Genomic DNA, 21,169 nt, shown 5'->3' with positions numbered 1-21,169 from the left:
GGATGACCGCGATCCGATAAGGTGCGCGCCGATCAGCCTTCTCACCTGGAGCCGGACCCTTGCACGCTCTGACCACGGCGACTGCGACCGCCGCGCCTCGCTGGCGCCGCGCCGTTCTCGCCCTTGCCGTTTCCCTGGCCCTTGCAGGTTGCCAGACCGCAGCTTCGACCTCGCAGCAAGCCGCTCGCCCGCAGGCCGCCGCGGTTCAGGTTGCCGCGCTGCCCGCCTTGCCGACACCGGCCGCAGCCGTTCCCGGCTCGGAACTGGCTCTTGCTCCGGAGGGCAGCGCCCTTCGCCGGGCGCATGCCGCCATCGTCGTCGATGCGGCGACCGGCGCCGTGCTGCATGAGGAGGACGCAGACTCGCTGCGGTATCCGGCGTCTCTTACCAAGATGATGACGCTCTACCTGCTGTTCGACGCCCTGTCCGAGGGACGGGTGCGCACCGATACGCCGCTGGTGATCTCCGCCAAGGCGGCCAGCCAGCCGCCGGCCCGCATCGGGCTCAAGGCTGGCGGCAACCTGACCGTCTCGCAGGCGATCCAGGCGCTGGCCGTGAAGTCGGCCAACGACGTCGCCATTGCGGTTGCCGAGAATCTCGGCGGGTCCGAGGCGGCGTTCGCGGCGCAGATGACGGCCAAGGCGCGCAGCCTGGGCATGCGTCACACCCGCTTCGTCAACGCCTCGGGCCTGCCCGACCCGCGTCAGGTCACGACCGCGCGCGACATGGCGATCCTGTCGCGGGCTCTGAAGAGCCGGCATGCCTCGCGCGCCAGCGCCTTCACCGCGCGCAGCTTTACCTATGAGGGGCGCAGCTTCCAGGCGACCAACAATCTGCTTGGCCGCGTGGCGGGCGTCGACGGCATCAAGACCGGCTATATCCGCGATTCCGGCTACAATCTTGCCGCCTCTGCCCATCGCGGCGGCCGCAGCGTCATTGCCGTCGTGTTCGGTGGCGAGAGCGAAGGCGCCCGCGACCGGCAGGTTACCGAATTGATCGAACAGTACCTTTGAGGCAGTTCTCCGAAGCGCCTGGCAGCTAGGCCGAAAGCCCTGCGACCACGCGGGCGGAGAGACGGTCTCCATGCGGGTCCCGTGTGCCGGGGCTCGTGCTGCTTTCCTCGTCGCTCTCCGGCGGTGTCGACGGCGTGGCTGCCGGCGGTGCGGCGACGGGCGGGCGCTCGAGCAGCGGGTCGCCGTCCTTGTGGATGGCGGTCTCCAGCACGCCGGTGGCTGCGTCGATCAGCAAAAAGACTTCGTCCTTGCCCTTGCGCGCGACGATTTCGACCTGGCCACCCTTGTTCATGTAGCGCAGCGTGACGTAGCCGTACTCCATGAGGGTGTTGGCGATCTCGTTGATGTTCGCGCCCAACCGGTCACCCGGCGTCAGGTGATCGGCTGCCGCCGGCGACGCCGCGGCCAGCAGCGCGAGAAGGGCAAGATGGCCTGCCGCCTTCCTCAGGCGCGCCGGAAGCCCGGCCCTGCCTTCGTCCGTTCCGTCCATGGTCTCGCTCCCCGGAACGGTCCGGACCACTTCCTCCCGGCCGGACCAATCGGCGACGAGCCTAGCACGGAAACGGCCGATTGTGACGCCCCGTTCATACGGCCTTTCGAGAAAGTTACCGGCGATCAGTAACTTGCGTCAGGTATCCTGACAGATGTCGCAGGTCGGCCTGATCTCCGCTCTCGGTGCCGGTGAGCTCGGGCGGCATGCGCCAGCCGGGTTCGACATTCTCCATGTTCGGCAGCTGGTGGGCGATGCCCTTGTGGCAGTCGATGCAGGTGGCTTCGCCGCTGACGAGATAGCGCTGGTGGATCGCCGCCGCACGGTCGGTCTGCCGGGTGAAGTCCATGGCGACGGAGGAGTGGCAGTTGCGGCACTCCAGGCTGTCGTTGGCCTTCAGTCGCGCCCATTCGTGCTTGGCCAGTTCCAGCCGATGGTCGAGGAACTTGCGCCGCGTGTCGATGGTGCCGAAGAGGTGGCCCCAGACCTCCTTGGAGGCCTGCATCTTGCGGGCGATCTTGTCCGTCCAGTTGTGCGGCACATGGCAGTCTGGGCAGGAGGCGCGCACGCCCGAGCGGTTGGAAAAGTGCACCGTCTGCGTCAGCTCCTCATAGACGTTGTCCTTCATCTCGTGGCAGCTGGTGCAGAAGGCCTCCGTGTTGGTCACTTCCAGCGCGGTGTTGAACGCGCCCCAGAAGATGACGCCGCCGACGAAACCGCCGAGGGTCAGGAAACCGAGGCCGAAATGCACGCTCGGTCTGGCGAAGACGGTCCAGGCCTGGCGGGCGAGGGATTTCACACGGCTCCACATGGCCTAGTCGCTCCCGGCCGGCCGCGCGCCGAGCTCGCTCATGTCGCGAAACGTGTTGGTGACCAGCGGATCCGCGTCCGACTGCGGCACATGGCACATGGTGCAGAAGTAGCGGCGGGGCGACACATCGGCGAGCATCTGGCCTTCGCGGTCCATGTAGTGGGTGACGCTGATCATCGGCGCGCCGGAGCCTTGCGTGTATTCCCGCTTGTGACAGGAGAGGCATCGGTTGGTGTTGACCGAGAGCTGGTAGCCCTCGATCGAGTGCGGGATGACCGGCGGCTGCTCGGGATAGGCGCGCATCTTGCGGACATCGTCCATCACCCATTTGGCGACAGGGGGAGCTGCGGCGTTTTCCATCGGCTGGGGCGTGCCGCGCAGGCGCGGGGCATCCTGCGAGAAAGCCGGCAGCGCAAGGCCGACGGCGAAGACGATAAGGCCGGCAAGCAGTGCGGGCGCGGCTACGCGGTGGAGACCTTGACTGCGCATTTCTTGAAATCCGTCTGCTTGGAGATGGGATCGGTGGCGTCGAGCGTGACCTTGTTGATCAGCTGGCTGGCGTCGAACCACGGCACGAAGATCACACCGCGCGGCATGCGGTTGCGTCCGCGCGTCTCGATGCGCGAGCGGATCTCGCCGCGCCGGGAGGTGACCACGACCTCGGTTCCCTGGTTCAGGCCGCGGGCGCGGGCATCGTCGGGATGCATGAAGACGCGGGCGCCGGGGAAGGCCTTGTAAAGCTCGGGCACGCGCATGGTCATCGAGCCCGAGTGCCAGTGCTCCAGCACCCGTCCGGTCACCAGCCACAGGTCAAACTCCTCGTCCGGCACTTCCGCAGGCGGCTCGTAAGGCACGGCGAGGATCACCGCCCGTCCATCCTTGCGGCCGTAGAAGCGCACGCCTTCGCCCGGCTTCACGTAAGGGTCGTATCCCTCGCGGTAGCGCCAGCGGGTTTCCTCGCCGTCGACCACCGGCCAGCGCAGGCCCCGCACCTCGTGGTAGCGGTCATAGGGCGCCAGGTCGTGGCCGTGGCCGCGGCCGAACTCGGCATATTCCTCGAACAGTCCCTTGTGGACGTAGAAGCCGAAGTCCTTCGCCTCCTGGTTCTCGTAATCGGGGTTGATCTCCGACAGCGGGAAACGGTCGACATTGCCGTTGCGATACAGCACATCGAACAGCGTCTTGCCGCGATACTCGGGGTGGGCGTCGAGAATCTCGGCGGGCCACACCTCGTCCGTGGTGAAGCGCTTGGAGAACTCCATCAGCTGCCACAGATCGGAACGGGCTTCGCCCTTGGCGGTAACCAGCTGGTGCCAGACATGGGTCCGCCGCTCGGCATTGCCGTAGGCGCCTTCCTTTTCCACCCACATGGCGGCGGGCAGGATGACGTCGGCGGCGAGCGCCGTCACCGTCGGATAGGCATCGGAGACGACGATGAAATTGTCCGGGTTGCGATAACCGGGATAGGTCTCCTGGCTGTTGTTGGGGGCGGCCTGGACGTTGTTGTTCACCTGGACCCAGTACCAGTTGAGCTTGCCGTCGCGCAGCATCCGGTCCTGCAGGACGGCGTGGTAGCCCGGCTTGTCCGGCAGCAGGCCCTCGGGCAGCTTCCAGATCTCCTCCGCATGCTTGCGGTGCTCGGGATTGGTCACCACCATGTCGGCGGGCAGGCGGTGGGCGAAGGTGCCGACCTCGCGCGCCGTGCCGCAGGCGGACGGCTGGCCGGTCAGCGAGAACGGGCTGTTGCCCGGCTCGGCGATCTTCCCGGTCAGGAGATGCAGGTTGTAGACCATGTGGTTGGCCCAGACACCGCGCACATGCTGGTTGAAGCCCATGGTCCACAGCGACATGACCTTGCGGTCCGGGTCGGCGTAGAGCTCGGCGAGCTCGCGCAGGAAATCGGGCTCGACGCCGGACAGTTCCGACACCCGCTCCAGCGTGTATTCCGACACCAGCTTGCGGAAGGTCTCGAAGTCAGCCGGCTCCATCTTGCCCGGATCGCCGGCCCCCGCGGCCTTGAGTTCCAGCTCGTTGTCCGGGCGCAGGCCATAACCGATGTCGGTCTGGCCGGTCATGAACACCGCATGGTCGCGCACGAAGTCCTCGTTCACGCGGCCGGTCTCGATGATGTGGTTGGCGATGTAGTTGAGGATCGCCAGATCCGTGCCCGGCTTGAACACGACCGGGACGTCGGCAAGGTCCATGCTGCGATGGGTGAAGGTCGACAGCACCGCGACGCGGACATGCTCGTGGCCGAGCCGCCGGTCGGCGAGGCGGGTCCACAGGATCGGGTGCATCTCCGCCATGTTCGAGCCCCACAGCACGAAGGCGTCGGCATGCTCGAAATCGTCGTAGCAGCCCATCGGCTCGTCCATGCCGAAGGCGCGCATGAAGGCGGTGGCGGCAGAGGCCATGCAGTGGCGGGCGTTGGGATCGAGATTGTTGGAGCGGAAGCCCGCGCGCATCAGCTTGGTGGCGGCGTAGCCCTCGAAAATCGTCCACTGGCCGGAGCCGAACATGCCGAGCGCCGTCGGCCCCTTGGCCGCCAGCGTCTCCTTGGCCTTCTTCGCTATCAGGTCGAAGGCCTCGTCCCAGGAGACCGGCTCGAACTCGCCGTCCTTGTGATAGCTGCCGCCGCGCTTGCGCATCAGGGGTGTGGTCAGGCGGTCCTCGCCATACATGATCTTCGACAGGAAATAGCCCTTGATGCAGTTGAGGCCGCGATTGACCTCTGCCTGCATGTCGCCATGGGTGGCGACCACCTGTCCTTCCTTCACGCCGACCATGACGCCGCAGCCGGTGCCGCAGAAACGGCAGGGCGCCTTCGACCACTTGATGTCGAGCGTGCCGATGCCGCCGGGGACCGGCTGCGCGTCGGCGGGCAGGGCGATGCCGGCGGCGGCAGCCGCGACGGCTGCGGCCTGCGCCTTGATCATGTCGCGTCTGGAGAGCTCAAGCTCCATCGTCAGACCTCCTCGATATGTTCGAAAACCATGTTGGCGGACACCACGCCGTCGAGCAGGGCGATCTCGACCAGCTGCCTGCCGGTCTCGCCGCGCGGGGCCTCCAGGACGATGACGATCTTGCTGCCCTCGGCGGCGCGGACCTCTACGCCGGGAAGGTCGGACAGGGTCGCGGCAACGCTGTCCAGCCGGCCCGGAAGAACCGAGACGACGGCACTGGAAATGGCGAGGGGGACGGTGGGGCTGTCAGGCATCGCAGGTCTCCTCAGCCATGGGAGCAAGCGCGATCGCCGAGACGGGACAGGGCGCGACGCAGGCGCCGCAGCCGGTACACAGCGAGGCCGTGACCTGCGGCAGGAACGGACCGCCGCGGCGAGGAGGAAAGCGGATCGCCTCCTGCGGACAGGCATCGCGGCAGGCCTGACAGTCGATCCCTGCGCGCGGCAGACAGTGCGCAGCGATCTGCGGCCTGTAAGGCAGGTCCTCCCGCTCCAGGTCGAACAGGTTCTCCGGGCAGGCCTCGGCGCAGGCGCCGCAAAAGGTGCATTCGCCCGAGGCGAAGGACAGCGCCGGCCGGCCGTGCTGCATCTCGACGATGCCGGTCGGACAGGTGTCGACGCAGGCGTTGCACGCCGTGCAGTGCGCCAGCGCCTCCGGCGCAAGCCAGGGCGGAAGCAGCGGGCCGTCGGAAGGTGGCCGGGAGGCGCGTCCCGTCAGGAAACGTCGTCTTGCGGGGTCGAAGGGCAGGGTCATTGCTCGACCCTCAATGCAGCGCCGACGGCGGCCCGGGAGGGCCGAATATCAGCTGCAGCATCCACACGGCAAAGCCGTAGGCGCCGACGACGGCGACGGCGACAAAAGGCCATACGCCGAACGCCAGCACCAGAAAGGCCAGCAATTCCGTGCGCCAGCGCCGCCGATCCGCGGCGCCGGCACCATTCTCCCCCGATCCGGTCATATCGACACGCGTCCTTTCGGATGGTGTTGCTGTGACTTGAAAAGCAGTCTGGATACAAAAATATGCAACATCAATGCGCAAAACTCCGTATCCTGTGAGTGGGTGAATATTGCTGACCTATTTCCCTTGTTATTTTTGACGTTGATCGACAGTTTTTTGATTTTTCTATTTCATAAATTCGTCACATCATCGGGTTCGCCGCGGTTAAAGCTGTTGTCTCTAATATTGGAATGTTGCGCGTGCTCAATGCGAGGCGCTGCTGCGCGACGGCTGAACTTGTGCGCTGGCGAAAAGCAGATAGGCGAGGCTCCAGAGGGCCGCGCCAGCACCCACGAGATGCAGGTAGTGCTCCGGGAACAGCGGAGCTGCCACGCGCAGCAGCGCCCCGACGTTGACGAGCAGCAAGGCAACCGCGCAAAGCCGCTGTCCGGCATGGCCGCCGGGACCGCGGGTCGTGGCCAGGCGGCTCATCACCGCAAGCGTCATGCTGCCGATCGCGCCGGCAGTCAGTGCGTGCAAGGCGCTGTCGGCCGCCACGCCGAAGTGCGGCAATGCCGAGAGGGACGCCAGCAGCAAGCCAGCCACCAGCCAGGCGTAGCCTACGTGAAGGGCGATGATGTCGCCGCGCCGAAGCAGCCATCCGCGCCAGCGCAGCAGGCGGGCAAGCTGCAACAGGCCGGCTCCAGCCAACAGGACGGCGCTGAACGGGGCATCCGGCGCCAGCACCCAGGCCGGCAGGGCAATGCTGGTCGCCAGCAGCACGAAGATGTCGAAGCGGCCGTAAGGAGCGGGCACCCGCTCGGCGCCGCGTCCGGCCAGCGCATTGCGCGTCAGGCTGGGCACGAGACGCCCGCCGACGGCGGAGATCAGCAGAGCCGCCACGGCGATGCCTGTGCGCGCCAAGGTCGCGGCCATCTCCGGATCGTTGCCCAGCATCCGGTGGGCAAGGGCGGCGGCGGCGAGCACTGGAAACAGCATCAACCCATGCCGCGACTGGCCGCTGCGCCCGAGCCGCATCTCGCGGAGCAGCAGCGCCGAGACCGCGAGCGGAAAGGCCGCATCGGCAGCGAGCGCCAAAGGCAGCGGAGCAACGAGAGGAATCAGGCGGCCGGTGAGCCACAGGCCGACGAGCAAGGCCAGCGGCCGGCCGGCGGTCGGCAGCCGTCCAGACCAGTTCGGCGTTGCCGACAGCAGGTAGCCGGCCATGATCGGCGGCAGGAAGCCGAACACCATTTCATGCGCGTGCCAGGTCATCGCCGGCAGGCCGGCGACTTCGGCGATGCCGGACGTATAGATCCAGATCCACAGAGGTACGGCGGCAGCGGCCTGCAGCGCGGCCGCCAGGAATAGCGGCCGGAAGGCAACGGCAAGCCACCAGTTGTTCGCCGGACGTTTCATGCCGCCGATGGCGGGCGAGATCGGAGTTGCGTTTGCGGGAAGAGAGCGCGTCTGCGGTGCCATTGCCGGCGTCCTTGCAAGTTGGGGGACGCTTGCAGGAGTAACCGCGGAATTCGCCTGCCTCGTTGTTCCCGCGCAAAGACGCGAACGACGGGGAAGCCTAGACTTTCACCTGACGTTGCAAGGGGAGTTCTCCCATGTCCAGCTATCAGGGTTCCAACGCCGGAGCGGCCAGAAAGGTCGGGCCGGAGACGCTCGTCGGGGAGCTGATGAGCAACTACCGCGCCACGATCTCCGTGTTCATCCGACACAAGATGATGTGCATCGGCTGTCCGGTCGCCCGCATCCACGATGTCGAGGAAGCCTGCCGCGAGCACGGCATTTCGCTCGATGCCTTCCTCGGCGAGCTCGATGCCGCGATTGCCGGCGCCGCCTGACATCCGTATAGGCACTTTCGATCCGGTCGCCCTTCCGGGGCGGCCGGATCAGTCGTTCGACCGCTCGGCCAGCATGAACAGCTTGTGGGCGTTGCACACGACCACTTTCTTGCGCGCGCTCGACACCAGCCCCTGTGCTTCCCACGAGGTCATCACCCGGCTCACGGTGTGAAGCGTCGTGCCGGTCATCTCTGCGATGTCCTGACGGGTCACCGGAAAGTCGATGAGGATGCCGTCCTCGGTCTTGCGGCCGGCCTGATTGACGAGGCGCAGCAGGGCATGCGCCACCCGTCGTTCCACTTCCTCAGTCGACAGCTCGCGGATACGCGTATGCGCGTCCTGCAGGCGCTGGCCGACGGTCTGCAGCGCATTCATCGCCAACACCGGGCTGCGGGCGATGAACGAGTCCCACTGGCTCGACGGCCAGACGAGGGCGAGACTGTCGACGACGGCGGAGGCCGTCGCCGGATAGTCCGTGCGCCGCATCGCCTTGGCGATGCCGAAGATGTCGCCGGGGCTGACATGGCGCACCACCACCTGCTGCCCGTCCGGCGTCGTCTGCACCACCTTCAGCCGGCCGTGCAGCAGGGCGAAGAACTCGCTCGCCGGTTCGCCTTGTGCGAAGACGGTGGCACCTATGGCGTATCTGCGGCTGACCGCCATGGCCAGCACCGCGTCGAGGTCCTCGTCCGACATCGACTGGAAGATCGTCAGGTCCCGGATCAGGGAGCGGTCAAGTTGTGCAGGCGGCATTCCGTGGTTCCCTCCTCAGATGCCATTTTGTCGCAGGGTGTCCGGTCTTGCATGCCGGCCTTGTTTGCCTTTTCGCAAAAAGAAAATCTCCGAGCGGGTGTTTCCTGACCTTGTCGAAAACGACGCACGACAGGAAAGGAATACATCATGATCACGAGACGCACCGCACTGATCGGGACCGCAATGGCCACTCTGATGGCGGTCGTCCCGGTCCTGGCTGACGAGGCGGCGAACCCGACGCTGAATGCGCTGGACCTGCCCGATCAGACCGCGAACCTGGAGCGTGTGCAGGCGACCCTGGTGGCGCCGCCCGCCGTGATGGATCACGACCGCGTTGCCCCGGGCGCCCCGAAGATCGTCGAGTTCACCATGACGATCGAGGAGAAGACGGTCGTCGTGGATGATCAGGGAACGACATTCCAGGCGATGACCTTCAACGGCACGATGCCCGGGCCGACCATGGTTGTCCATGAGGGCGATTACGTGGAACTGACCCTGGTCAATCCCGAAACCAACGAGATGCCCCACAATATCGACTTCCACGCCGCCACCGGCGCGCTCGGCGGCGCCGCGCTGACCCTGATCAATCCGGGCGAGCAGGCGACGCTGCGCTTCAAGGCGACCCGCACGGGCACCTTCGTCTATCACTGCGCGCCTCCGGGCATGGTGCCCTGGCATGTGGTGTCGGGCATGAGCGGCACGCTGATGGTGCTGCCGCGCGACGGTCTGAAGGACGAGCGGGGCAATCCGGTCACCTACGACACGGCCTACACGATCGGCGAATTCGACCTCTACATCCCGAAGGACGAGAACGGCAACTACATGACCTTCGAGAGCGTTGGCGAATCGTATGCCGACACGCTGGAGGTGATGCGCGGGCTGATCCCGACCCATGTGGTCTTCAATGGCGCCAAGAACTCGCTGACCGGTGACAAGGCCATGACCGCGAAGGTCGGCGAGCGGGTGATGTTCATCCACAGCACCGCCAATCGCGACACCCGTCCGCATCTGATCGGCGGCCACGGTGATCTGGTCTGGGAGACCGGCAAGTTCGCCAACCCGCCCGAGCGCGACCTGGAGACCTGGTTCGTGCGCGGCGGCAGCGCGGCGGTGGCGATCTACGAGTTCCTGCAGCCGGGCATCTACGCCTACGTGAACCACAACCTCATCGAGGCGGCCGAGCTCGGCGCCACCGGCCACGTGAAGGTCGAGGGCGAGTGGAACAACGACCTGATGATGCAGGTCAGCGCTCCGGCCCCCATCGCGGTCCAGTAACCGCAAAGCCGAAACCGGCAGCCCGCCACGGCGGGCTGTCGCCTTGCCAACAGGGGAGAGGCTGCCATGCTCGCGAACGGGAAAAAGACGCTCCTGCCGCTCTTTGCGGTCCTGTCGCTGCCGCTTGTGGCTGGTGCCGCGCTACCGGGAGCTGCCGAACCGGCGGGCTTGCCGGAGCTGGTGCGGATCGAGGAGAGTTCCATCACGTACCGCCTGCCGGGCGAGTATCTCGTCGGGCGCACCGCGACCAATGCGCCGCTGGAGAAGATCTCGCTTACCCGTCCCTTCGAGATCATGCGCCGTCAGGTGACAGCGGGCGAGTACGGGCGCTGCGTGGAGGCCGGGGGCTGCCTTGCCCTCGACGCGCCGCAGGCCGCCGACATGCCCGTCGTCGGCATCAATTGGCACGATGCGGTCGCCTACGCTGCCTGGTTCAGCCGGGAGACCGGCGAGACCTGGCGCCTGCCGACCGACCGGGAATGGTCGCTCGCCGCCGGTAGCCGCTATCGCGACGACGCCTTGACCGACATTGCCGATGCGCAGGATCCTTCGCGCCGCTGGATCGCGCTCTACGAGGCGGAGACCGCACGCGGCGCCGATGTCGATCCGACGCCCCGGCCGGTCGGCCATTTCGGCAGCAACGAGCATGGCCTTCTGGATATGGGCGGCAACGTCTGGGAGTGGACCGACAGTTGCTACCTGCGCCATCGCTTCGATCCGGTCACGGATGCGGAAAGTGTCGTCGAGAACTGCGGCATCCGCATCGCGCAAGGCAGCCACCGGGCCTACATGACCACGTTCTTCCGCGATCCCAAGGCCGGCGCCTGCTCGGTCGGCATTCCGCCTGCCAATCTCGGCATCCGGCTGGTGCGCGACGAGCCCGGCGCCCTGCAGGTGTTGAAGACATGGATCGGCCTCTAGGCGGTGTGGGGCCGACCCTTCGCGACAGCGACGAGGACGTGCTGTCGCGGCTGGCCCATGTGCTGCATGAAATGGGACTGCCCTGCGACTGCCAGGACCAAGTGGAGCGGGCGGTCTCGCTCTTTGCCGAGCTGGAGGCGCGGCGCGTGCGCCGGCGACTGATGGAGGCCGCACGCACCCGTGCGATGCGGCTTGCCGGTTTTATCGCCTATCTCGACGACCTGCGCGAGGGGACGGGCGAGCAGCTCGGCCCGGACGACTGCCTGCTGATCGCCGACACGTTCCGCACAATTGGTCGCACGGCCTCGGAGGGTGCGGCCTGTCTGGAGATGCTGGCCGGGCGGCTGGAGGCCACCGGCGAGGGGGAGGCCGGCGGTAAGATCTGACATTCGCGCGGTCCTTGCCAATTCGCTTCGTTCTTTGTCCCGGCACAAAGAGCGCTCGCCGCCCGGTGCCTAGGGTCAGGCGTCGCCAGCAGCCAGGGGAGGGCTGACCGGTTGCTCCGGCGACGCCCTTGCCCTTGCTGGCGGACGGAGACCGGCGATGACGTTTCACCCCACCACCTTGCACCGCAAGCCCGGCATTGGTGCCGCACCCGCTATCGGGCCCGGCCAGCCGGTCGTGCCGCAGTCGGTCAGCGGCCGGTTCCGCCGGCTGAAATGGGCGGCCGTGGGCCTTTGCCTTGCGCTCTACTACGTGCTGCCGTTCCTGCGCTACGACCGCGGCCCCGACCAGCCCGGCCAGGCGATCCTGTTCGATCTGGCGCAGCTGCGCTTCCATCTTGCCGGGCTGGAGCTGCGGCCGCAGGAGCTCTACCTGCTGACCGGCCTGCTGGTGCTTGCGACCATCGTTCTGGTCCTGTCCAATGTGGTGGCGGGCCGGATCTGGTGCGGCTTCTTCTGCCCCCAGACCGTGTGGACGGATCTCTTCCTGTGGGTCGAGCGGCAACTGGAGGGCGACCGCCGCGAGCGGCTCCGCCAGCTCTACCTGCCGATGACGCCCGCGCGCGCCCTGCGGAAGGGCATCAAGCACGTGATCTGGCTGGCGATTGCCGCCGGTACGGGCGGGGCCTTCGCGCTCTATTTCGCCGACGCGCCGACCCTTTTGCGCGACATCTTCACCGGCAATGCCTCCAGCGTCGCCTATGGCGCGGTGCTGACCCTGACGCTGACGACCTATGCGCTGGCCGGGTTCGCCCGCGAGAAGATGTGCACCTACATGTGCCCCTGGCCGCGCCTGCAGGGCGCCGTCTGGGACGCGGAAGCCTTCGGCGTCGCCTATCGCGACTATCGCGGCGAGGCGCGCATGTCGGCCAAGAAGGCGGCGGCCGCCCGCGCCAGCGGCCTGTCGGCCGGCGACTGCGTCGACTGCATGGCCTGCGTCAATGTCTGCCCGATGGGCATCGACATCCGCGAGGGGCCGAACCTTGCCTGCATCAATTGCGGCCTGTGCGTCGATGCCTGCGACACGACCATGCAGAAGCTCGACCGGCCGCGCGGACTGATCGACTACGAGAGCTGGACCAATATCGAGCGCGGCCGCAAGGGCGAGGCCCGGGTGCCGGTGCGGGTGGTGCGGGCGAAGACCGCCGCGCTGGCGCTGGCCGGCCTTGCGACGGCCGTTGCCATCGTCGCCGTGGTGGCGACCCGCGCGACCCTGTCGCTCAGCGTGGCCCATGAGCGCAATCCGGTGGCGGTGGAACTGTCCGACGGGCGGGTGCGCAACGCCTACGAGATCCGCGTCTCGCACGTTGCCGGGGCAGGGGGCACCGTGCTGCTCGGCATCGAGGGCGAGGCCGCCGGCCATGCCGAACTGCGCACGGCCGGCACGGCCGATCCGCAGGCCGAGGGCATTGCCGTCCTGCTCGACGAGCGGGGCAGCCGGCGGCTGCGCGTGACCGTTGCGGCCGAGCCGTCCGCTGCCGGGCCGATCACGTTCCGCCTTGCCGACCCGGTCAGCGGGGAGAGTGTCACGGCCTCGGATTTCTTCAAGATTCCATAAGTTTCTCCGACTTTGCGCTGGCACAACGTTGCAGCGCAGCAAGACGGATATTCCTTCAGACAACGGACCACGGTGGTCCGCTCAATGGAGACCGAGATGAAACGCACACGGATGTTCGCCCTTGCTCTTGCCACCGTCGCCGCCTTGTCGGGGACCGTCGCCATGGCGGCAGAGCATGAGGTGAAGATGCTCAACAAGGGCGCCAAGGGCGTCATGGTGTTCGAACCCGACCTCATCAGGATCGCTCCCGGCGATACCGTGCATTTCCGCGCCACCAATCCCAGCCACAACGCCGAGACCGTACCGGGCATGCTGCCCGAGGGCGCCGAAGCCTTCGCCGGCAAGATGAACAAGGACGTCTCCGTGACCTTCACCCAGGAAGGCGTCTACGGGATCAAGTGCAAGCCGCATTTCGCCATGGGCATGGTCGCTGCCGTCGTCGTCGGCGATCCGGTGAACCTGGACGACGCCAAGGCGGTCAAGACGCCGGGCAAGGCGAAGAAAGTCTTCGCGGAGTTGCTCGGCGGCCTGTGAGCTGCCGGCGGCAAGTACGGCCGGGCCGGACGGCGCGCGACTTCCCCTTCGCGCCGTCCGCTCGACGGGAGGGGTATCAGGAGGCGGGACATGAGCAGATCCCTTCGCGACACCTATTGGCTGACCGGGGGCTTTCGCCCCTTCTTCTTCCTCGGCGCGCTGTCGATGGCCCTGTCGGTGCTGGCCTGGATCCCGATCCTCTCCGGTCATGTGGACCTCCCGTCCGCCTTCGCCCCCCGCGACTGGCACATCCACACCATGCTGTTCGGCGGGGTCTCGGCGATCATCGCCGGCTTTGCGCTGACGGCGGTCGCCAACTGGACCGGCCGCCCGCCCGTCGCCGGCGGCGAGCTGCTTGCGCTCGTGCTTGTCTGGCTCGCCGGGCGCATTGCCGTCACGCTCTCGGCGCTGACGGGAGCCTGGGCGGCGATGGCCGTTGATCTCGCCTTTCCGCTCGCGCTGGTCGCCGTCTTCGCCCGCGAGGTGGTCGCCGGCGGAAACTTGCGCAACCTGCGCATCGTCGCGATCGTGGCGCTCTACGGCGCTGCCAACGCAGCCTTCCACACGGAAGCTGCGCTGACCGGCCTTGCCGACCATGCCGCGCGCGCCGGGATCGCCGTGGTGCTCCTTCTCGTCATGCTGATCGGAGGGCGGATCATTCCCGCCTTCACCCGCAACTGGCTGATGCAGCGGCGCGCCCTCGCGCTGCCGGCCGGTTTCTCGCGGCTTGACGGGGCGACCATGCTGGTCTCCGCGGCAGCTCTAGCCGTCTGGATCGCGGTTCCCGATCATCTTGCGACCGCGCTGCTGATGTTGGCCGCGGGCCTGGCCAATGGGGTGCGCCTGTCGCGCTGGTGCGGGCTGGCGACGCGCAGCGATCCGCTGCTGCTGATCCTGCATCTGGGCTTTGCCACCGTGCCGCTCGGCTTCGTGCTGGAGGGCCTGTCGATCCTGCTTCCCGGCGTGCTGGAGCCTTCCGCCGCCGCCCATGTGTGGACCGCCGGCACTTTCGGCATGATGACGCTGGCGGTGATGACGCGGGCAAGCCGCGGCCATTCCGGCCATCCACTGGCCGCCGGTCGGCTGGAAGTGGCGATCTACGCGCTCGTCGCGCTCGGCGCGGCGGCCCGTGTGCTGGCGCCCTATGCGACAGGTTGGGGCGGCGACTGGATGGTGCACCTCTTCGCCTGTGCCGCGCTGCTCTGGGCGCTGGCCTATCTGCTCTTTGCCGCCGGCTATGCGCGCATGCTGCTGTGGCGGCCGGGCCTGCCGGTGCGTCGGCCATGACCGCCACTACCGGTGACTCCGATGCGATCCGCGTGCTGCCGGCCATCACGCCCTGTGCCGCGCTGCGCCTTGCCGCCTGCCGCTTCTTCGCGATCCTGCTCGCCGCCTATCTTCTGTCCGGTTCGGCCCGCGCGGTGCTGGTCGATCCGGCCGCCGGTCCGCTGGCCGGCGCGCTGCTGGAGGCGATATGGCTGGTCTCGGCCGGGCTGCTTGCCACCGCATTGATGCCCTGGGGGCTGCTGACGCCGCGCCGTGCCCTCGCGCTCGCCGTGCTGACGGCACTGGCGCTCGTCGTCAGCGATGCGCTGGTGGCGGTGTTCCTGTGCGGCATCTCCGTGCCGCGCCACTTCGCCCGCTTCGCGCAGGCCGATGGCGCTATCCAGGCCGCCGCATTCCTCACGGCGCTCTTCCTGCCGCTGGCAGTGTCCTTGCAGCGCAGATAGAGAATCCACATGATCGTGCGGATTTCTGCAGCGGAGAGAGCAGGAGGCCTTAAATCCGCACGTTTGTGAGGATTTCTTTCCTGTGCGAACGGGGTGTGCTATAAATCCTCACGAGCGTGAGGTTTTTCATGAAAGTTCCGGTCAACGGCCCGCAAGATATCGGTGCCATCATACGTGCAACCCGCAAGGCGCAGGGCCTGCGTCAGGACGATGCTGCCGGCAGCATCGGCGTCAGCGAGAACTTCCTGTCCAAGGTCGAGCGCGGCAACCCGTCAGTGAGCTGGGCGAAGCTGTTCGAGGTCATGGACGGGCTCGGCATCCGCATCTCGCTGGATACGCCCGTCGACATCGACCCGATGCCGCCGGCCGGGGTCAGCGCAAAGCGATGAGCGAGCGCTCCCTTGCGGCCTATATCAACGAGCTTAGGGTTGGCGAACTCGTCGACGCCGGAGGCGTGTGGTCGTTCCGGTATGCGAAAAGCTGGCTGCAGTCGCCGGGAAGCTACTTTCTTTCGCCGCATCTTGCTCCGGAAGGTGGCGTCATCACCGACGGAGCCAGCCTGCGGCCGGTTCAGTGGTATTTCGACAATCTGCTTCCGGAAGAAGGTCAGAGGAGTCTTCTCGCCAGCGATGCGAGGATCGACGAAGCCGATGCCTTCGGCCTCTTGGGGCATTATGGGGCGGAATCCGTCGGATCGCTAACGCTCCTGCCGCCGGGACGCCTGCCGGCAGATACCGGCGAGCGCCGGCCGCTGACTTCCCGGGACTTGTCTGTGCGCATCCGCGGCCTGCCGCGGCTGCCGCTCACCCATGCTGCCCCTAAGCGGATGTCGCTCGCTGGCGCGCAGCACAAGCTAGCGGTCAATTTCGACGGTGAAGCATTCTTCGAGCCTGTCGACGAGACGCCTTCGACACATATCCTCAAGCCCGATCATCCTGACCCGGCCTATGCGCATTCAGTGGCGAACGAGTATTTCGTCATGCGGCTTGCAGCACGTATGCGCCTCCAGGTGCCGCGCGTGACGAAGCTCTACATTCCCGAGCCCGTCTATGTGATCGAGCGGTTCGACCGCGTCAAAACCGGAACGGGCTGGGAGCGTCTGCATGTCGTCGACGCTTGCCAGCTGCTCAATCTCGACCGCGCCTTCAAATACCATCAGGGCAGCATCGAGCGGCTGGCCGAACTGGCAAACTACTGCCGCAGCGCGGCAGTTGCCCGCAGCCGACTGTTCGAATGGCTGGTCTTCAACGTGCTTACAGGCAATGACGATGCCCACCTCAAGAACCTGAGCTTCCTCGTATCCGGAGCGGGGGTGCAACTCGCCCCGCATTACGACCTTTTGTGTACGGCCGTCTATGACAGCCGTGCCTTCGATCAGGCCGGATGGCCCGACAGGACCACTCTTGCATGGCCTGTTCTCGGTGCCCGCCGGCACGCGGATATCTCTCGTGAAAAGCTTCTGGATGCAGCCGAAGCTCTCGGGCTCGCTCGCCGGACTGGCGAACGTATCCTCGCCTTCCAATCCAGCCGTATATTGGCCGTGGCACAGGAACTTCAGGATGAGATCGAGGCGAAGGACCGGGAGCGATACGCCAACGACCCGAGGATCCTGACATCGATCACGGCAGAGGCCCGGACAATCCGTGCGGTGATCCACACGATCATCTCGGACACCATACGGCAACTCGGTTGAACGCATGCCCGGAAACGACAAGGCCCCGGACATCGGGTGATGTCCGGGGCCTCGTTGTCTGGTCGGGCCGGGCGAGCCGGCCCTTGCCTTAGCTGCAGCCGCTGGTGCTGCCGCAGGTGTCGCACTTCAGGCAGGTGCCGTTGCGCACCATCGTGAAGTTGGCGCATTCCGGGCAGCTCTCGCCTTCGTAGCCCTTCATGCGGGCCTGGGCGATCCGCTCGGCCGCGCTCGGTGCCTGCTGGGCAGGGGCGGGCGTGGTGATCTCGACCCGGGCGGCCGCTTCCGAGCCGCGGGCGAAGGCGGCAGCCACCGCCGTCGTCTGCGCGATCGGCGCATTGCCGAGCTCGGCGGCGATCGCCTTGGTCAGGTTGCCGGCCGGCTCGCCGCCGCCGACAAGGCGGAAGCGCTCGGTCTGGCCGCGGATCAGGCCGTGTGAGACGACGCCCTGGTGACCCTTGCCGCCGCGCTCCTCGGCCTCGGCCGAGGCCTTGGCCGACTGGCCGAAGACCTCCGGCGGAACGTGGGCCAGCTCGTGGCGGTCCAGATAGGACACGGCCAGCTCGCGGAACACGTAGTCGAGCACCGAGGTGGCGTTCTTGATCGCGTCGTTGCCCTGCACCATGCCCGCCGGCTCGAACTTGGTGAAGATGAAGGCGTCGACATACTCCTCCAGCGGCACGCCGTATTGCAGGCCGAGCGACACCGAGATGGCGAAGTTGTTGATGAAGGCGCGCAGGGCCGAGCCTTCCTTGTTCATGTCGATGAAGATCTCGCCGAGGCGGCCGTCATCGTATTCGCCGGTGCGCAGGAAGATCGTATGCCCGCCGATCTTGGCCTTCTGGGTGTAGCCCTTGCGGCGGGTCGGCAGCTTCTCCTGCTGGCGAACCACACGCTCGACGATCCGCTCGACGATCTTCTCGGCGACGATCTCGGCGCGCGCGGCCTGCGGCTGGGCGACCAGCGTCTCGACCGCATCCTCCTCGTCGTCGTCCGCATCGGCGAGCAACTGCGAGTTCAGCGGCTGCGACAGCTTTGAGCCGTCGCGGTAGAGGGCGTTGGCCTTCAGCGCCAGGCGCCAGGAGAGCAGGTAGGCCTCCTTGCAGTCGGCGACGGTGGCGTCGTTCGGCATGTTGATCGTCTTGGAGATCGCGCCGGAGATGAACGGCTGGGCCGCCGCCATCATGCGGATGTGGCTCTCCACCGACAGGAAGCGCTTGCCGAGGCGACCGCAGGGGTTGGCGCAGTCGAAGACCGGGTAGTGCTCGGTCTTCAGGAAGGGCGCGCCCTCCAGCGTCATGGCACCGCAGACATGGGTGTTGGCGGCCTCGATGTCCTGGCGGGAGAAGCCGAGATGCGCCAGCAGCTCGAACTCCGGATCGTCCAGCTTCTCGGCCGGCACCTTCAGCGCGCCCGTCAGGAAGTCGTCGCCCAGCGTCCAGCGGTTGAACACGAACTTGATGTCGAAGGCGGACTTGAGCGCACCGGCGACCTTGGCCAGCGCCTCATCGTCGAAGCCGCGCGAGCGAAGCGTCGACGGGTTGATCGCCGGCGCCTGGTCGAGCGAGCCGTGACCGACCGCATAGGCCTCGATCTCGGCGATCTCGCTCTCGGAATAGCCGAGGGTGCGGAGGGCTTCCGGCACCGCGCGGTTGATGATCTTGAAGTAGCCGCCGCCGGCCAGCTTCTTGAACTTCACCAGCGCGAAGTCGGGCTCGATGCCGGTCGTGTCGCAGTCCATGACGAGGCCGATCGTGCCGGTGGGCGCGATGACCGTCGACTGGGCGTTGCGGTAGCCGTGCTTCTCGCCGAGCTCCAGTGCGCGATCCCAGGCCAGCTTTGCCCGCTCGATCAGGATCGGCTGCGAGCAGGAGGCATGGTCGAGCGGCACGGGCAGGGTGCTCAGGCCCTCGTAGCCGGAGGCCTCGCCATAAGCAGCGCGGCGGTGGTTGCGCATGACGCGCAGCATGTGCGGGGCATTGTCCGCATAGCCCGGGAAGGGGCCGAGTTCGCCGGCCATCTCGGCCGACGTGGCGTAGGCGACGCCGGTCATGATCGCGGTCAGGGCACCGCAGATCGCGCGGCCCTCGTCGCTGTCATAGGGAATGCCAGAGGTCATCAGCAGGCCGCCGATATTGGCGTAGCCGAGGCCGAGCGTACGGTAGCGGTAGGAGAGTTCCGCGATCTCCTTGGACGGGAACTGTGCCATCAGCACCGACACCTCGAGCACGACGGTCCACAGGCGGACGCAGTGCTCATAGGACTCGACGTCGAAATTGCCGTTGGCCTCACGGAACTGCAGCAGGTTCAGCGAGGCGAGGTTGCAGGCCGTGTCGTCGAGGAACATGTACTCGGAGCACGGGTTCGACGCACGGATCTCGCCGGAGGCCGGGCAGGTGTGCCAGTCGTTGATGGTGGTGTGGTACTGGATGCCGGGATCGGCCGAGGCCCAGGCGGCGTAGCCGATCTGCTCCCACAGCTCGCGGGCCTTCAGCGTCTTGGTGACGCGGCCGTCCTTGCGGGCGGTCAGGCTCCAGTCGCCGTCATCCATCACGGCGGTGAGGAAGCCGTCCGTCACGCGCACCGAGTTGTTGGAATTCTGGCCGGAAACCGTGAGGTAGGCCTCCGAATCCCAGTCGGTGTTGTAGGTCGGGAACTCGATCCTGGTGAAGCCCTGGCGCGCGAACTGGATGACGCGCTGGATGTAGTTCTCCGGCACCATCATCTTCTTGGCGGCGCGGATTTCGCGCTTGAGCGCCGGGTTCCTGGCCGGATCGAAGCAGTCGCCGTTGTCCGCCTCGCAGTTGACGCAGGCCTTCATGATGGCGGTCAGGTGCTTCTGGCAGATCTTCGAGCCGGTGACGAGGGCGGCGACCTTCTGCTCCTCGCGGACCTTCCAGTTGATGTAGTCCTCGATGTCCGGATGGTCGATGTCGACCACCACCATCTTGGCGGCGCGGCGGGTGGTGCCGCCCGACTTGATGGCGCCGGCGGCGCGGTCGCCGATCTTCAGGAAGCTCATCAATCCGGAGGACTTGCCGCCGCCCGACAGCTTCTCGCCTTCGCCGCGGACGCGGGAGAAGTTGGAGCCGGTGCCGGAGCCGTACTTGAACAGGCGCGCCTCGCGGACCCACAGGTCCATGATGCCGTTCTCGTTGACGAGATCGTCCTCGACCGACTGGATGAAGCAGGCATGCGGCTGCGGATGCTCGTAGGCCGTTGCCGAGCGGGTCAGCTCGCCGGTCTGGAAGTCGACATAGAAGTGGCCCTGGCTCGGGCCGTCGATGCCATAGGCCCAGTGCAGGCCGGTGTTGAACCACTGCGGGCTGTTGGGGGCGACCTTCTGGGTCGCCAGCATGTAGCGCAGCTCGTCGTAGAAGGCCTGGGCGTCGGCCTCGCTGTCGAAGTAGCCGCCCTTCCAGCCCCAGTAGGTCCAGGTGCCGGCGAGACGGTCGAACACCTGGCGGGCGTCGGTTTCGGAGCCGTAGCGCTCTTCCTCGGGCAGCTTCTTCAGCGCCTTGAGGTCAGCTTCCTGGCGCCACAGCCAGGAGGGAACGGTGTTCTCCTCGACCGGCTTCAGGCGGGCCGGGACGCCGGCCTTGCGGAAGTACTTCTGTGCCAGGATGTCGGCCGCGACCTGCGAGAACTGGGCCGGAACGTCAATGTTTTCAAGCCGGAAGACGATCGAGCCGTCCGGATTGCGAATCTCGCTGGTGGCAACGCGAAACGCGATGTCGGCGTAGGGGGACTGCCCCTCCTTCGTGTAGCGCCGCTCGATCTTCATCCCAAAGGCCCCTTTCGTGTCGCCGGCCGCCGGCCGGTCATATGTCTAGAAGCCGGCCGTGCCGCCGGCAGTGTCTGTCGCGGCAAGCCGCATGAATTCGTCTCGCGGCCGGGCCGCATCTCGTCCGGTCGCGGTTCGGCCGCGAGCGGGAAGGGCGGCCACGCCGCCGGTCCTGCGTGTCTTGCGACGCGCCGGGGGCTAGCCTTCCTGTCAGATGCCGCAACCTGTGGCCACGGTCGTTATCTTTGGATGATGCCTATATATAGTAGGCCATCGGTCTTTTGTCACCAGATATCGCCAATGCGAGGCGCAATTTTCCGAGGTCGCGAACCGCCGCGGTTCGTGACGCCGAGACCGGGAAACCCCGGATACGCTGCTGCAGTTGAAGAGGACGCGGGGCACGCACGGCTT

21 protein-coding genes are annotated in these 21,169 nt (G+C 66.8%); 11 read left to right on the top strand and 10 right to left on the bottom strand.

Annotated features, from left to right (window positions below):
- Positions 1-59: 59 nt before the first annotated feature.
- Complete coding sequence (locus BBX35_RS02085; RefSeq protein ID WP_341871202.1) at positions 60-1,013, top strand: D-alanyl-D-alanine carboxypeptidase family protein; 954 nt, start codon at positions 60-62, stop codon at positions 1,011-1,013.
- 25 nt (positions 1,014-1,038) lie between these two features.
- Here the strand turns inward: BBX35_RS02085 and BBX35_RS02080 are convergent, their stop codons facing one another.
- The 8 genes from BBX35_RS02080 to BBX35_RS02045 form a co-directional block, all read right to left on the bottom strand.
- Complete coding sequence (locus BBX35_RS02080; RefSeq protein WP_067215454.1) at positions 1,039-1,503, bottom strand: hypothetical protein; 465 nt, start codon at positions 1,501-1,503, stop codon at positions 1,039-1,041.
- A gap of 115 nt (positions 1,504-1,618) precedes the next feature.
- Complete coding sequence (locus BBX35_RS02075) at positions 1,619-2,314, bottom strand: cytochrome c3 family protein (RefSeq protein ID WP_067215452.1); 696 nt, start codon at positions 2,312-2,314, stop codon at positions 1,619-1,621.
- A gap of 3 nt (positions 2,315-2,317) precedes the next feature.
- A complete protein-coding gene (locus BBX35_RS02070; RefSeq protein WP_067215449.1) occupies positions 2,318-2,803 on the bottom strand; it encodes a nitrate reductase cytochrome c-type subunit in 486 nt (161 codons plus the stop codon).
- Positions 2,776-5,277, bottom strand: a complete 2,502-nt coding sequence (napA, locus tag BBX35_RS02065) for a periplasmic nitrate reductase subunit alpha (RefSeq protein WP_067215446.1) — start codon at positions 5,275-5,277, stop codon at positions 2,776-2,778. The genes BBX35_RS02070 and napA overlap by 28 nt, the downstream gene beginning before the upstream one ends.
- A gap of 2 nt (positions 5,278-5,279) precedes the next feature.
- A complete protein-coding gene (locus BBX35_RS02060; RefSeq protein ID WP_067215444.1) occupies positions 5,280-5,531 on the bottom strand; it encodes a chaperone NapD in 252 nt (83 codons plus the stop codon).
- Positions 5,524-6,030, bottom strand: a complete 507-nt coding sequence (gene napF / locus BBX35_RS02055; protein ID WP_067215441.1) for a ferredoxin-type protein NapF — start codon at positions 6,028-6,030, stop codon at positions 5,524-5,526. The genes BBX35_RS02060 and napF overlap by 8 nt, the downstream gene beginning before the upstream one ends.
- Positions 6,031-6,040: 10 nt before the next feature.
- On the bottom strand, positions 6,041-6,235 hold the full coding sequence (locus tag BBX35_RS02050) for a periplasmic nitrate reductase, NapE protein (RefSeq protein WP_067215438.1): 195 nt from the start codon (positions 6,233-6,235) through the stop codon (positions 6,041-6,043).
- A 243-nt stretch (positions 6,236-6,478) separates the two neighbouring features.
- Entirely contained in the window at positions 6,479-7,696 is a 1,218-nt protein-coding gene (locus BBX35_RS02045) for an NnrS family protein (RefSeq protein WP_083205969.1), read from the bottom strand.
- A 134-nt stretch (positions 7,697-7,830) separates the two neighbouring features.
- On the opposite strand from BBX35_RS02045, the gene BBX35_RS02040 reads away from it, so the two are divergent.
- Entirely contained in the window at positions 7,831-8,070 is a 240-nt protein-coding gene (locus BBX35_RS02040; protein WP_067215435.1) for a DUF1858 domain-containing protein, read from the top strand.
- A 48-nt stretch (positions 8,071-8,118) separates the two neighbouring features.
- Here BBX35_RS02040 and BBX35_RS02035 read toward each other — a convergent pair whose 3' ends face one another.
- The gene (locus BBX35_RS02035; RefSeq protein WP_067215433.1) at positions 8,119-8,823 is read right to left on the bottom strand and encodes a Crp/Fnr family transcriptional regulator; all 705 of its coding nucleotides are present in this window, start codon (positions 8,821-8,823) and stop codon (positions 8,119-8,121) included.
- Positions 8,824-8,970: 147 nt separating this feature from the next.
- Here BBX35_RS02035 and nirK point away from each other — a divergent pair, with 147 nt between their 5' ends.
- From nirK to BBX35_RS01990, 9 genes are all read left to right on the top strand, one after another.
- Positions 8,971-10,098, top strand: a complete 1,128-nt coding sequence (gene nirK / locus BBX35_RS02030) for a copper-containing nitrite reductase (protein WP_083205968.1) — start codon at positions 8,971-8,973, stop codon at positions 10,096-10,098.
- 66 nt (positions 10,099-10,164) lie between these two features.
- Entirely contained in the window at positions 10,165-11,019 is an 855-nt protein-coding gene (locus BBX35_RS02025) for an SUMF1/EgtB/PvdO family nonheme iron enzyme (RefSeq protein WP_067215430.1), read from the top strand.
- Positions 11,004-11,405 (top strand): hypothetical protein, encoded by a 402-nt coding sequence (locus BBX35_RS02020; protein ID WP_067215427.1) that lies wholly within the window; start codon positions 11,004-11,006, stop codon positions 11,403-11,405. The genes BBX35_RS02025 and BBX35_RS02020 overlap by 16 nt, the downstream gene beginning before the upstream one ends.
- A gap of 157 nt (positions 11,406-11,562) precedes the next feature.
- The gene (gene ccoG / locus BBX35_RS02015) at positions 11,563-13,020 is read left to right on the top strand and encodes a cytochrome c oxidase accessory protein CcoG (RefSeq protein WP_067215424.1); all 1,458 of its coding nucleotides are present in this window, start codon (positions 11,563-11,565) and stop codon (positions 13,018-13,020) included.
- Between the two features lie 96 nt (positions 13,021-13,116).
- Positions 13,117-13,554: a pseudoazurin gene (locus BBX35_RS02010; protein ID WP_067218050.1), complete on the top strand. Its 438-nt coding sequence runs from the start codon at positions 13,117-13,119 to the stop codon at positions 13,552-13,554.
- Between the two features lie 90 nt (positions 13,555-13,644).
- Positions 13,645-14,841 carry an NnrS family protein gene (locus BBX35_RS02005; RefSeq protein WP_067215421.1) on the top strand — a complete coding sequence of 399 codons (1,197 nt, stop codon included), beginning with the start codon at positions 13,645-13,647 and terminating at the stop codon, positions 14,839-14,841.
- On the top strand, positions 14,838-15,284 hold the full coding sequence (locus tag BBX35_RS02000) for a hypothetical protein (RefSeq protein WP_141687798.1): 447 nt from the start codon (positions 14,838-14,840) through the stop codon (positions 15,282-15,284). Before BBX35_RS02005 ends, BBX35_RS02000 begins: the two co-directional genes overlap by 4 nt.
- A gap of 128 nt (positions 15,285-15,412) precedes the next feature.
- Positions 15,413-15,673, top strand: coding sequence for a helix-turn-helix domain-containing protein (locus tag BBX35_RS01995; RefSeq protein WP_067215416.1), 261 nt, complete (start codon positions 15,413-15,415; stop codon positions 15,671-15,673).
- Entirely contained in the window at positions 15,670-16,977 is a 1,308-nt protein-coding gene (locus BBX35_RS01990; RefSeq protein ID WP_067215413.1) for a HipA domain-containing protein, read from the top strand. The genes BBX35_RS01995 and BBX35_RS01990 overlap by 4 nt, the downstream gene beginning before the upstream one ends.
- An 88-nt stretch (positions 16,978-17,065) precedes the next feature.
- Here BBX35_RS01990 and BBX35_RS01985 read toward each other — a convergent pair whose 3' ends face one another.
- Entirely contained in the window at positions 17,066-20,758 is a 3,693-nt protein-coding gene (locus tag BBX35_RS01985; RefSeq protein ID WP_067215411.1) for a vitamin B12-dependent ribonucleotide reductase, read from the bottom strand.
- Between the last annotated feature and the right edge of the window lie 411 nt (positions 20,759-21,169).

It is taken from the genome of Stappia indica (genome assembly GCF_001696535.1).
In the GTDB taxonomy this organism is placed as follows: Bacteria; Pseudomonadota; Alphaproteobacteria; order Rhizobiales; family Stappiaceae; genus Stappia; species Stappia indica.
This window is presented reverse-complemented; position numbering and strand designations above follow the sequence as displayed.

Excerpts from the sequence above, each read along its gene's own strand:
- napF (WP_067215441.1), bottom strand. The coding sequence starts at position 6,030 with ATGACCCTGCCCTTCGACCCCGCAAGACGACGTTTCCTGACGGGACGC.
- BBX35_RS02070 (WP_067215449.1), bottom strand. The coding sequence starts at position 2,803 with ATGCGCAGTCAAGGTCTCCACCGCGTAGCCGCGCCCGCACTGCTTGCC.
- BBX35_RS02005 (WP_067215421.1), top strand. The coding sequence starts at position 13,645 with ATGAGCAGATCCCTTCGCGACACCTATTGGCTGACCGGGGGCTTTCGC.
- BBX35_RS02020 (WP_067215427.1), top strand. The coding sequence starts at position 11,004 with ATGGATCGGCCTCTAGGCGGTGTGGGGCCGACCCTTCGCGACAGCGAC.
- nirK (WP_083205968.1), top strand. The coding sequence starts at position 8,971 with ATGATCACGAGACGCACCGCACTGATCGGGACCGCAATGGCCACTCTG.
- BBX35_RS02000 (WP_141687798.1), top strand. The coding sequence starts at position 14,838 with ATGACCGCCACTACCGGTGACTCCGATGCGATCCGCGTGCTGCCGGCC.
- BBX35_RS01985 (WP_067215411.1), bottom strand. The coding sequence starts at position 20,758 with ATGAAGATCGAGCGGCGCTACACGAAGGAGGGGCAGTCCCCCTACGCC.
- BBX35_RS02080 (WP_067215454.1), bottom strand. The coding sequence starts at position 1,503 with ATGGACGGAACGGACGAAGGCAGGGCCGGGCTTCCGGCGCGCCTGAGG.
- BBX35_RS01990 (WP_067215413.1), top strand. The coding sequence starts at position 15,670 with ATGAGCGAGCGCTCCCTTGCGGCCTATATCAACGAGCTTAGGGTTGGC.
- BBX35_RS02060 (WP_067215444.1), bottom strand. The coding sequence starts at position 5,531 with ATGCCTGACAGCCCCACCGTCCCCCTCGCCATTTCCAGTGCCGTCGTC.
- BBX35_RS02010 (WP_067218050.1), top strand. The coding sequence starts at position 13,117 with ATGAAACGCACACGGATGTTCGCCCTTGCTCTTGCCACCGTCGCCGCC.
- BBX35_RS01995 (WP_067215416.1), top strand. The coding sequence starts at position 15,413 with ATGAAAGTTCCGGTCAACGGCCCGCAAGATATCGGTGCCATCATACGT.
- BBX35_RS02050 (WP_067215438.1), bottom strand. The coding sequence starts at position 6,235 with ATGACCGGATCGGGGGAGAATGGTGCCGGCGCCGCGGATCGGCGGCGC.
- napA (WP_067215446.1), bottom strand. The coding sequence starts at position 5,277 with ATGGAGCTTGAGCTCTCCAGACGCGACATGATCAAGGCGCAGGCCGCA.
- ccoG (WP_067215424.1), top strand. The coding sequence starts at position 11,563 with ATGACGTTTCACCCCACCACCTTGCACCGCAAGCCCGGCATTGGTGCC.
- BBX35_RS02025 (WP_067215430.1), top strand. The coding sequence starts at position 10,165 with ATGCTCGCGAACGGGAAAAAGACGCTCCTGCCGCTCTTTGCGGTCCTG.
- BBX35_RS02075 (WP_067215452.1), bottom strand. The coding sequence starts at position 2,314 with ATGTGGAGCCGTGTGAAATCCCTCGCCCGCCAGGCCTGGACCGTCTTC.
- BBX35_RS02045 (WP_083205969.1), bottom strand. The coding sequence starts at position 7,696 with ATGGCACCGCAGACGCGCTCTCTTCCCGCAAACGCAACTCCGATCTCG.
- BBX35_RS02040 (WP_067215435.1), top strand. The coding sequence starts at position 7,831 with ATGTCCAGCTATCAGGGTTCCAACGCCGGAGCGGCCAGAAAGGTCGGG.
- BBX35_RS02035 (WP_067215433.1), bottom strand. The coding sequence starts at position 8,823 with ATGCCGCCTGCACAACTTGACCGCTCCCTGATCCGGGACCTGACGATC.